Source organism: Kriegella aquimaris, assembly GCF_900103215.1.
GTDB lineage: Bacteria > Bacteroidota > Bacteroidia > Flavobacteriales > Flavobacteriaceae > Kriegella > Kriegella aquimaris.
Genome location: NZ_FNGV01000002.1, coordinates 599,062 through 610,273, shown reverse-complemented (window position 1 = coordinate 610,273; position 11,212 = coordinate 599,062). Strand labels below are relative to the sequence as shown.

At 39.1% G+C, this 11,212-nt stretch carries 13 protein-coding genes; 10 read left to right on the top strand and 3 right to left on the bottom strand.

From position 1 onward, the window contains the following. Nucleotides 1-55: 55 nt before the first annotated feature. Nucleotides 56-877, bottom strand: coding sequence for a DNA/RNA non-specific endonuclease (locus BLS33_RS07700; protein ID WP_089886970.1), 822 nt, complete (start codon nucleotides 875-877; stop codon nucleotides 56-58). 154 nt (nucleotides 878-1,031) lie between these two features. Between BLS33_RS07700 and msrB the strand changes: the two genes are divergently transcribed. The 6 genes from msrB (at nucleotide 1,032) to BLS33_RS07670 (ending at nucleotide 3,855) form a co-directional block, all read left to right on the top strand. Further along, the gene (gene msrB, locus BLS33_RS07695) at nucleotides 1,032-1,496 is read left to right on the top strand and encodes a peptide-methionine (R)-S-oxide reductase MsrB (protein ID WP_089886968.1); all 465 of its coding nucleotides are present in this window, start codon (nucleotides 1,032-1,034) and stop codon (nucleotides 1,494-1,496) included. Beyond that, a complete protein-coding gene (gene msrA, locus BLS33_RS07690; protein WP_089886966.1) occupies nucleotides 1,486-2,037 on the top strand; it encodes a peptide-methionine (S)-S-oxide reductase MsrA in 552 nt (183 codons plus the stop codon). The genes msrB and msrA overlap by 11 nt, the downstream gene beginning before the upstream one ends. A gap of 191 nt (nucleotides 2,038-2,228) precedes the next feature. Then, a complete protein-coding gene (locus tag BLS33_RS07685) occupies nucleotides 2,229-2,672 on the top strand; it encodes a peroxiredoxin family protein (protein WP_245731322.1) in 444 nt (147 codons plus the stop codon). A 28-nt stretch (nucleotides 2,673-2,700) separates the two neighbouring features. Then, the gene (locus BLS33_RS07680; protein WP_089886963.1) at nucleotides 2,701-3,012 is read left to right on the top strand and encodes a GNAT family N-acetyltransferase; all 312 of its coding nucleotides are present in this window, start codon (nucleotides 2,701-2,703) and stop codon (nucleotides 3,010-3,012) included. Between the two features lie 64 nt (nucleotides 3,013-3,076). After that, nucleotides 3,077-3,325, top strand: a complete 249-nt coding sequence (locus BLS33_RS07675) for a peptide methionine sulfoxide reductase (RefSeq protein WP_089887169.1) — start codon at nucleotides 3,077-3,079, stop codon at nucleotides 3,323-3,325. 8 nt (nucleotides 3,326-3,333) lie between these two features. Further along, a complete protein-coding gene (locus BLS33_RS07670) occupies nucleotides 3,334-3,855 on the top strand; it encodes a peptide-methionine (S)-S-oxide reductase (RefSeq protein ID WP_089886960.1) in 522 nt (173 codons plus the stop codon). 14 nt (nucleotides 3,856-3,869) lie between these two features. On the opposite strand, the gene BLS33_RS07665 is transcribed toward BLS33_RS07670, so the two are convergent. Both BLS33_RS07665 and BLS33_RS07660 read right to left on the bottom strand, forming a co-directional pair. Further along, a complete protein-coding gene (locus BLS33_RS07665; protein ID WP_089886958.1) occupies nucleotides 3,870-5,642 on the bottom strand; it encodes an SLC13 family permease in 1,773 nt (590 codons plus the stop codon). Between the two features lie 285 nt (nucleotides 5,643-5,927). Then, nucleotides 5,928-8,126, bottom strand: coding sequence for a carboxy terminal-processing peptidase (locus BLS33_RS07660; RefSeq protein WP_089887166.1), 2,199 nt, complete (start codon nucleotides 8,124-8,126; stop codon nucleotides 5,928-5,930). 202 nt (nucleotides 8,127-8,328) lie between these two features. Between BLS33_RS07660 and surE the strand changes: the two genes are divergently transcribed. The 4 genes from surE to BLS33_RS07640 all read left to right on the top strand — a co-directional run bounded on the left by surE (nucleotide 8,329) and on the right by BLS33_RS07640 (nucleotide 11,195). Beyond that, nucleotides 8,329-9,102, top strand: a complete 774-nt coding sequence (gene surE, locus BLS33_RS07655) for a 5'/3'-nucleotidase SurE (protein WP_089886955.1) — start codon at nucleotides 8,329-8,331, stop codon at nucleotides 9,100-9,102. Nucleotides 9,103-9,170: 68 nt separating this feature from the next. Then, on the top strand, nucleotides 9,171-9,455 hold the full coding sequence (locus tag BLS33_RS07650) for a hypothetical protein (protein ID WP_089886953.1): 285 nt from the start codon (nucleotides 9,171-9,173) through the stop codon (nucleotides 9,453-9,455). Nucleotides 9,456-9,497: 42 nt separating this feature from the next. Continuing rightward, a complete protein-coding gene (gene lpxB / locus BLS33_RS07645) occupies nucleotides 9,498-10,610 on the top strand; it encodes a lipid-A-disaccharide synthase (RefSeq protein WP_089886951.1) in 1,113 nt (370 codons plus the stop codon). Between the two features lie 33 nt (nucleotides 10,611-10,643). Continuing rightward, complete coding sequence (locus BLS33_RS07640) at nucleotides 10,644-11,195, top strand: C40 family peptidase (RefSeq protein ID WP_089886950.1); 552 nt, start codon at nucleotides 10,644-10,646, stop codon at nucleotides 11,193-11,195. Nucleotides 11,196-11,212: the final 17 nt, after the last annotated feature.

Genomic DNA, 11,212 nt, shown 5'->3' with positions numbered 1-11,212 from the left:
AATTGCATATTTATTTTATGATGTTAAATCCAAGACCCATTAAGGATAAAGGTTACTAAAAACGCCACCCTTCCATATTCACGTTTTGTTCTAATTCAGCAGTTATCTCTATAGGAAGTTTCTCGAAAAAATCGATACCAGTCAATTTTTCGATTTGGTCTATGGGCACGGCAAATTGTTCAAGAGGTTTTGAACTAGGCCGACCAGGAATTAAAAAAGCTATTACTTCTAAATGTGATTTTTCGCCCTTGGCTACTATTTTATAATAATAGTTAGGCACATCTACATCCTCTTCACCGATTTCTTTAAGTCCATCTTCCAATACCCCACCGGTCACCACGAATATACTTCCATATCTTTTGGCCCACTGACGTACTTGCATTTCTAAACGGTTCCAAACACCCGCATTGAAATCTCGGTCTTGCGGACTTATATTACTTGTATAAAATGTTTCGTTATAGGCTTGCTCCGAAAATCGCCGATCACCAGCCGGACATAGATGTCCCCTATCGTAACCAGATCCACGATAGTTTCTCCAATCCGCAGATTTCGTCTTCACCTTGGGGTCTTCAATAAAATACGGGCGTTTGCGGTCGTCATTGGTCAAATGTTCTTTCTTAAGTTCATATGCTACCCATTCTGCCTGTTCATAAGGTTCATTATATGACAAGATATAATGGTTATGCGCCACGATGTCGCCCGTGGTAGAGCTTGGCAACATCGTTAATGACATTTCCGATTTAAAGTCTCCCTCAGCCGCCACAGAATAGGTGGCAGGGGTATAGAAATTTTCAAAAAGCCAAAACCCTATCACACAGATAAGCAACAATACTGTGAATATCGCTTTATTTCCTTTTATTGATTTTGCTCTTACCATGCGTCAAATTTAACTTAAATTAGTGGTATTGAAGCAGCTGCAATTTGTAAGGTCGAAAGAAAAAATTCGACTTAGTCAAGGCGTATTTCCCGTAGGATTAATTTGGGAAATTTCAATAAAAAAACAAGTCACTTAAATAGAAAGGAAACAAAAAATGCTTACTTGGAATAACATCATCAATTTTACGGTTAAAGGAAACCCCATACCAGATCGAAGATTAGAAAAACCCGAAGCTGAATGGCGGGCGCTATTAACTCCCGAACAGTTCAGGGTCACTCGTAAAAAGGGAACCGAAGCTCCGCATACAGGTGCATTGTGCAGCATTCATGAAGCAGGCAAGTATAATTGTGTGTGTTGTGACACCCCTTTATTCGATTCAACCATTAAATTCGAATCGGGTACTGGATGGCCCAGTTTTACACAGCCTATTACGGAAAATGCCATAAAGTATGAAAAAGACACGGCCTTTGGCATGGTAAGGGTCGAAGTTATGTGTAACACTTGCGATGCACACTTAGGCCATGTATTTCCTGACGGACCAGAGCCTAGTGGGTTGCGTTATTGTATTAACTCTGCTTCAATGCAGTTACAAAAAGAAAGAACAACGAATGAAAAATAAAAAATTGGAAATAGCCACACTCGGCGGTGGTTGCTTTTGGTGTATCGAAGCCGTTTTTCAAGAAGTCAAGGGTGTTGAAAAAATAGTATCAGGCTATACAGGAGGTTCCGCTCCGGGGAAACCGACCTATAGAGAAGTATGCTCAGGTCTAACAGGCCATGCAGAAGTGGTACAGGTGACCTTTGACCCAGAAGTTATATCATACCATGATTTACTTGTCATCTTTATGACCAGTCATGACCCTACTACCTTAAATCGACAAGGTGCGGATGCCGGCACACAATACCGATCGGTAATCTATTACCATGATGAGAATCAAAAAGAAATTGCGGCTCTTGTGGCTAAGGAGGTCGCGCCTTATTACGAAAACCCAATAGTTACGGAGATAAGTCCATTGGAAACATTTTACGAAGCCGAAGCTTATCACCAGGATTATTACAGAAACAATACCACTCAAGGCTATTGCAGTGCTGTAATTACGCCAAAATTAGCAAAATTACGAAAGATGCATGCTGATAAATTAAAAGGAGTTTCTGCCTAATAGCACTGCCGCCTTGTGAAGCTTATTTTAGCAGTGCTATTTGATAAAAGGCTCAATATGAATACAACGAGTGGGCGATAATTATTAACAGACCGCAGTCTCGATTGACTCTTTCAAAAAATTAAGCTAAGACACTTATGAGCAATACGACCACTTACGGCATCAGTGGCTATAAAGCCCCTGAATTTTAAGTGACTCGGTGGATTGATGATATCGGACATACGATTCCACCTGTAAAACTTTCCGATTTTGATGGAAAGTTTAAAGTCGTCTATTGCTTTCAAAGTTGGTGCCCTGGTTGTCACAGCCGAGGTTTCCCTGCGCTGCAGAAATTGACCAAGGCTTTAACACACAACCCAGCCGTTGTCTTTTTAGCCATACAAACCGTGTTCGAAGGTTACGAGGCCAATACTCATGATAAAATGGTAGAAACGCAAAAAAAATATAATTTAAATATTCTTTTTGGTCACGATTTTGGCGATGATAGTTCGGATAATCGGTCTAAGGTTATGTACCACTATAGAACGGGGGGAACACCATGGTTTATTTTTATCGATCAAAAAAACAATGTAGTATTCAATGATTTTCATTTGAATGTCGAAAAGGCCATCGAGTTTTTAAAAACGATACAGTAAATGGGTATTCGTCTTAAAAACAAATGACATGAAACAAAGAAACAAAGCAGCCGAAACTTCGGGCCCTGAAATAAAACACGACAAAGAAAACAATCGGTTTTCAATGGAAATAGATGGCCAAACTGCCAAGGTCGAGTATTCCTTGCGCAATGGAAAAATGTTCTTAGTGTATTCTGAAGTACCCTATCAATTAAGAGGGCAGGGCATTGGTAAAGAATTAGTTGAAAAAACCTTCGAAAAATTGACTGAGGAAGGTTATTCGGCGGTGGCCGTTTGTTCCTATATTAAGGCGGTAGCCAAAAGAAGCAAAAAATGGAATTCCATTATAGATTATAACTGATTATAATTTGTTTTGGCAAAAAAATATCACCCCTTCTAAATTAAAAAATAATTATCTTTCTCCAATGTTGAAGCGAATAAAGGCCTTACCCTCAGGATATTCCGAAGTAGTCTACCAAACGAAAAGATATGGTGTAACGCGTACTGATTTCAACGATGGACGTAGTCATAAGGTTTATGCCGAAGAGTTGGGCGGTAAAAATTTTATTAGTCTCAATTATTATGTGACACACACTTCGGAGAAGTTAAAGCCTTGTGAGATGCCTGTAGAAAAGGTTGTTGATTTTTTAAACAATTACAAACTTCTGACGTAATACACGAAGTGTCTGATTCACTCAATAAAATAGCATTCGGCGGAGGATGCCACTGGTGCACAGAAGCGGTTTTTCAATCACTGAAAGGAGTTCAAAAGGTTGAACAAGGTTTTGTAGCATCCACCGAAAAAAACCACACCTTCTCCGAAGCTATAATTGTTCATTTTAATGCCAACTTGATTTCCCAGAAAGTCTTGATTGAAATTCATTTGTACACTCACAACAGTACATCAAATCATGCAATGCTCAACAAATATCGGTCTGCGATATACACGCTCTCAAAGAAACAGGCCATTGAAGCAAAACAAAGCCTTTCAGAATTACAACACGAATTTGACCAACGATTGATAACCCAGGTCTATCCTTTTTTTGAATTCAAATCTTCTGACCAACGATATATCAATTATTATATAAAAAACCCCAATAAACCCTTTTGCAAAAATCACATCACCCCTAAACTGCGCCTATTATTGTCTCAATTCATGAAACATGTCGATGTCAAAAAATTAGGAGGAGCTGTGAAGCCTTAGAGAATTAGCCATTTCTAAAATGGGAAAAAATATGGAATAATAAAGGAAGCCGCTATCCAACTAATAATATTCAATGGTGTGCCAAATTTCAAGAAATCATTGAACTTATAATTTCCTGGCGCATATACCATTGTATTGGTCGGATAGCTCATAGGCGTCATAAAGGTCAAAGAACAAGCAAACATAACAGCCACCAAAAAGGGCCGTTCACTGATTTCCATGGCCGAAGCCAAACCAATGACCACGGGGGTCATAAGTGCTGCGGTGGCCTTGCTTGAAATAAGATTCGTAGAAATAAATGTAATCAGATATATTAAGCTTAAGGTAATACGAGCATCATAATCACCAATGGTAGACTCTATAAATTGGGCAATTAGCTTCGCCCCCCCCGTTTTCTCCAGGGCAGCTCCCATAGAAAGTACACCAGCCATCATAAATATAACCTTCCATTCCACCGCATTATAAGCCTCGGCAGGCTTCAGAGTTCCAGTCAACACCATTAGCAAGGCTCCTACCATTGCACTAATTAAGATTGTGGTTATATTAAGAGCTGCCACTAAAACTACTCCTATAGCAATTAAAATTGCTGGAATCGCCTTTCGGTAATTGGTCTTTTTTTGGGCATACGCCGAAAGAGTGATCAAGAGTTTTTCAGTTTCTAAACGATCGACCTGTTCTTTTTTACCCAACACTAATAGCATGTCGCCTTCTTTAAGTGCTACTTTCGCAAGTTTATCAAAAATAATTTCGTTGCGATGCCGTATAGCTAATACTGACACCCCATAATTCTGACTAAACTTCAATGATTTTAATGAATTTTGTGCCAAACCTGAACCAAACGGAATAATCACTTCATAGAGTTGATAATCGACATCTTGGCCTTGGCCAATCTTCATTCGCTTATCACCCTTAATTTTATATCCCTGCAAATCTAAAAGCCTATTAAAAGTAATTGGGGGCACCATTACTTTTAGAATATCATCTTTTAGCATTAATGTATCTGGACCTACGGAATGCATTAAATTTCCATTCCTCAAAATGGTAAGAATACGAACCCCGTGATCCTTAACCAATTTTGAGTCAATTACCCGCTTATTGCAGTCGGAAGAATTCTCTTCAATGGCCAGTTCGGTAATATATTCTTCCGCCTTCTTGGTGAGCTCCATATTATTTTTACCCTTAGGAAGTAAAAACGGTCCGACCACAAAAATATAGGCAAATCCGATAAGCAATAGGCAGAAGGCGGCGCCCGTGAATTCGAACATTCCAAATTCCTCGAATCCATATTTTTTGGCATAACTACTAACCAAAATGTTCGTCGACGTTCCTATAAGAGTACAGGTTCCACCAAAAAGCGCGGCAAAGGAAATAGGCATCAATAATTTTCCTGGACTTATATTGGTTTCCCTACAAACAGTTAAGGCTATGGGCAACAACAATGCTACTACCGCCGTGTCGTTTATAAAGGCAGAAAAGATTCCTGAAATACCACAAAATACAATTAGGGCAATGAGGTAGTTTATTTTCGCCAATTTTATGATTTTATGGCTCAATCCATCCAAAATTCCTGAGCTGAATACGCCTCCGCTAACGACAAATATACACCCCAAGGTTAGGGTCGCCGGATGGTTAAAACCAGAAAAACCTTCCTCAGGATTAAGCACACCGGCCACTATAAAAAGAGCCATAATCAGAATAGAGGTCGTATCAATTGAAAAGTAGTCTTTTACAAATAAAAACACCCCTACCCCAATAATACAGAAGGTCAGAATCAAATTGATACTCATAAAGTGCCCTATTTAGGAACAGGTTCCATCAATTTGAAACCTGAATTAAATTTTACCTAAATATAATAGAATGTAAGTATAATAAGACATATAATACCTGATTTAAAATCACGTATAATACCAATCAAAAGAATAATATACCAGCCTGACTATACCATCCGGGCTATCAGATTCGCTTTGGCATACATTACGCAGCGGTCCATTTTCATGCACACTGCTTAATTTTTTCCAAAAAAAAAGCCCCGGCAAATATGCCGGGGCCAAGATTTCTAAAAAGTGTTCAATCTATCCTTTTACACTCACTAATTTACCGTTTTTGATATTGTTCATCTTCAAGTCTTGCAGCACATTGACTGCCTCTTCAACATAAACATCTTTGGCTAAATTTTGGTGCCAACGATCTCTTTTCTCACGTAAGACAGAATCTTGCGTAAAAAGTTCCTTTTCATATTTCAAGGAAGTAAAGTTTAATTTTGAATCGTAATCGGAAAGCTTTTTGAAATAATCCGATTTGGTACGATCCTTTTTATCTTCAGCTTTATAGACCTTATAGTTCAGTGAAATTTCAGTTTCATCTTGTTTAAGCTTGATCCATTTGGCATTCTCTTCTATCAATTTAAATTGTGGATTGGCCGCCATACGTTTTTTACTGTTTGCGATGGTCTGCTCATAGTCAATATACCCATCCCACGGCTTATAATCAGCAGGTGTTATTTTATCCCACTTTAAAGGGTTGTGCTGATCGCGCTCTCCTAAATCGATATAACTGTATTTGTCAGGAACCACAACATCACTTTTCACACCTTCCAATTGGGTAGAACCACCATTAATTCTATAAAATTTTTGGGTGGTTAATTTTATAGCACCTAAATCACCATGATCATTGGCATTCACAAGATTATCCAAAGGAATCACATTTTGAACAGTACCTTTTCCAAAAGTTTGCTTGCTTCCGATAACTACCGCTCTTTTATAATCTTGCATCGCTGCTGCCAAAATCTCAGATGCAGAGGCCGAAAGTTCGTTTACCAAAATAACCAATGGGCCGTCCCACTGAATACGCTCATCTTTATCATCATATACATCTTTGCGTTTGCCATTTGAACGTACCTGAACAATTGGACCATCTTTTATAAAAAGTCCTGCCATTTCGACTACGGTCTTCAATGAACCACCTCCATTATCGCGTAAATCCAATATAAGTCCCTCGGCACCTTCTTCTTTAAGGCGTTCTACTTCTTTTGCCACATCTGAAGCTGCATTGCGCTTGCTGTAATCGTCAAAGTCAACGTAGAATTTGGGCAGATTAATCAACCCGAATTTCTGATCTTCTTTGATGACATTCGCCGATTTGGCATATGATTCTTCCAATTCAACAACATCTCTTGTTAAAGAAATCACCTCTATTGACCCATCGACCTTACGCACCGTTAAATCAACGACCGTACCCTCAGGTCCCTTTATGAGTTTAATGGCATCTTCTAAACGCATACCTACAATATTGATAGGTTCTTCTCCGTTCTGCCCTACTTTAGTAATTTCATCACCTACTTCTAAGCGTTGGTCGCGCCATACGGGGCCACCAGAAATAATCTCTACAATTTTAGCGCCTTCCGGTTTCTTTTGCAATCGAGCACCAATTCCTTCAAATTTGCCCGACATGCTCATGTCGAACTTATCTTTATCATCAGGGGCAAAATAATAGGTATGGGGATCGAATTCATCAACAATGGTATTGATATACTGCACAAACCAATCTTTACGCTCTAAATCTTTTACAAAATCGAAAAACTCATCCAAGGTCTTTCGTGTCGATTCACGTGAGGCAATTTCAGCCTCTTTCGGAGACATAGGCTTATCAGATGTCTCTTCGGTCTCTTTAAACGTATCGCTTTCGACCTCAACAATTTTGCCATCGACATCAACAACTAACTTTTCCTTTGCAGGTTTGGCCGCCGAACGAGATAATTTCCCGTCATATGTAGCCATAGTAGCATATTTCAACTGCTTTCTCCATCGCTCTTTTAAATCGGCCTTCGATGCAGCAAAGGGTACTTCGTCATATTCTATATTGATGGTTTCATTGACATTATAATCAAAAGGTGTTGAAAGCACCTCTTTATAAATATCTTTCGCTTCTTCCATACGCTTCATCAAGCGATCATAAACGATATTGAAGAACGTTATGTCGGTGTTCTTTATTTGATCATCAATCTGAAATTTATACTGCTCAAATTCTTGGATATCGGATTCAAGAAAATAGCGCTTAGTAGGATCGATAATGTCTATAAAATCTTGGAATATACTGACAGAAAAATCGTCATTGATTTCTTTTGGCTCATAATGTCCTTTCTCGAGCACGTAGGTAATCAAATCCAACAGAAGTTTATCCTTATCATCATTGTCAAAGGACTTATTGGTAAAGCTACAAGAGGCTACGGCTACAAGTATAAGTAATAAGGGGTAAGCAAAATTCCTTCTCATATAATCTATCATTAAAAGTTTTGCGATTAATAAATGCCGCTGGGCCATAAATCGCCTGTTCAATTCCTATAATATAACGAATTCCCTAAGTTACTGAAAAAACCATGCCACTCCTTTAACACAGGACATTAATTTAATGTTAAAGCCGAACTTGAGGAACATATCTTTTTTAAAACGTACTTTTGCGCCATAAAGTATTTCAATGGGCAAACCTTTAATTTTAGTCACCAATGATGACGGAATTACGGCACCGGGACTTCGGGCCTTAATAAAGTATATGAAAACCATTGGAGAGGTCGTAGTGGTCGCACCCGACAGTCCACAATCGGGCAAAGGGCATGCCATAACCCTAGACAACACACTGTTTTCAGCTAAAATTACGGTAGATAAAGAACATGGAGCTACAGAAGAATACAGCTGTAGTGGCACTCCTGCAGATTGTGTAAAACTGGCCTTACAAGAAATTTTAGGACGGCGGCCCGATATCAGTGTCAGTGGTATAAACCATGGTTCGAATTCGTCTATCAATGTCATATACTCTGGCACTATGAGTGCCGCTATCGAAGCAGGAATCGAAGGCATACCCGCCATTGGTTTTTCTCTGTGCGATTATTCATGGGAAGCAGATTTCCAACCGGCAGAAACGGCAATAAAGAAAATAGTTAATGAAGCACTGGTAAATGGCATTCCTAGAGGAGTTGTGCTCAATGTGAATATTCCGAACCTGGGAAAGAAAGATTTAAAAGGAATAAAAATATGCCGACAGGCCCGTGCAAACTGGAAGGAAAAGTTTGATAAGCGAACCAATCCGATGGGTAAAGATTACTATTGGCTAACAGGAGAATTTGAACTTCTGGACAAAGGAGAAGATACTGACGAATGGGCTTTGGCTAATGGCTATATATCGGTTGTACCAACCCAGTTCGACCTTACCGCCCATCATGCCATACAGCAGTTGAATTCTTGGGATTTTTAATATAAGATTCGATTTTGATCAGTATATTCATGCCTTCTTTTTAAGAAAGCCTAAACTTAAATTAAAAAATGAATCAGAAAAAGGAGCTTTTTATAGGATTTGTCGTTGGCGTCATCGCTAATGTCTTGGGCACATTGATATACATTCTTTTGTTTTCAGAATTTGGGATAACCGAAACCTTCGAAGCGGCAATACAACAAGGTCATGTAGGTAGTTTATTGGCATTAGGCGCCATATTGAACCTGATTGTCTTTTTCGGATTTTTGAGACTGCGAAGAGATCAAAGGGCCAAAGGTGTTTTGATTGCCACTATTTTGACAGCGCTAATCATTCTTTACTATAAAGTTTTTTAACTACCATCAACAGTTTGCAGATGTATCGAATTTGAATCTATTATGAAATACTACATCATAGCGGGGGAAGCATCTGGCGATCTTCACGGATCGAACCTTATCAAAGCGCTAAAGGTCGAAGACCCAAAAGCTACCATACGCTGTTGGGGCGGCGACCTTATGCAGCAGGCAGGTGGCACTTTGGCAAAACACTATAAAGAAATGGCCTTTATGGGCTTTTTTGAAGTAATCTTGAATTTGAACACCATTGCCAAGAATATTACATTCTGCAAAAAAGACATACAGCAATTTAAGCCCGACGTCATTATTTTTATCGATTTTTCAGGGTTCAACTTGCGAATTGCCAAGTGGGCAAAAGAAAAAAGCTATAAGACCAATTATTATATCTCTCCCCAAATTTGGGCTTCTCGCGAAAGCCGTATTGAAAAGATTAAAAGGGATATCGATGCCATGTATGTCATTCTTCCCTTTGAAAAAGAATTTTATGAGCAAAAACATGGGTTTCCCGTACATTTTGTAGGTCATCCTTTGATCGATGCCATAGAAAGTCGTAAAAAAACCACTGAAACAACCTTTCGAAGAGAAAATAACCTGGACGAAAAAAAGCCGATTATAGCCTTATTGCCCGGAAGCAGAAAACAGGAGGTGCAAAAAATGTTACGTATTATGTTATCGGTAGTCGATGATTTTCAAAATTATAATTTTGTTATCGCAGGCGCTCCTAGTTTAGACAATGATTTTTACGCTCCTTTTTTAAACAACCCCAATGTTAGTTTCGTATCGAACAAGACCTATGACCTATTGAGCCATTCACATGCCGCATTGGTCACAAGCGGCACTGCTACATTGGAGACGGCGTTATTCAAGATTCCACAGGTGGTATGTTATAAAGCCAATTGGCTCTCATACCAAATTGCAAAACGGATCGTTACTTTAGATTATATATCGTTGGTGAACCTGATTATGGAAAAAGAAGTAGTCAAAGAGTTGATACAAGATGATCTGAATACCAAAAACCTGAAATTTGAGCTCTCTAAAATAATCGAAGGCCCATCGCGTGCATTGCAGATTGAAGCTTATTTTCAATTGGAAAAAAAATTAGGTGGTACGGGAGCCAGCAAAAAAGCCGCCAATCTTATTGTCCAAAATGTTTAATTTTGAGATTGCCGCCTTAAACTATAGTGTCGAATGATTCGCAACATTGGTTATTTATTACTCTTACTTATCGTGGCCAGCTGCGGTGCCACTAAGAAGAAAGCGGCCCATTCACAAGAACGAAAAGTCTCCGTAGCGGCATCGCCTAGAATTTCTGCACCAAGGGAAGAACGGGCCGAAAAAGAAACGAGGCGACCAAAATCAAAAGCAGAAAACATCATCAACACGGCATTAACCTTTTCAGGCGTTCGCTATAAATATGGCGGCACTACCACAAAAGGAATGGACTGTTCAGGACTGCTCTACATCTCCTTTGGAGAACACGACATTAACTTGCCAAGGGTCTCTTATCAGATGGCAGAGCAAGGCAACCCCATAAGATTAAAGAATATTGTAAAGGGTGATCTTCTTTTTTTCAAAACTGGAAAGGCATCCAAAAGAATCAACCATGTTGGCATGGTAGTGGCTATTGACGGAGATGACATCAAGTTTATTCACTCCACCACCTCTCGAGGCGTTATCGTGTCATCATTACACGAAGGATATTGGAACTATGCTTTTGTGAAAGCCACCCGAATCCTGTAACTTTCTGTTCCATATTA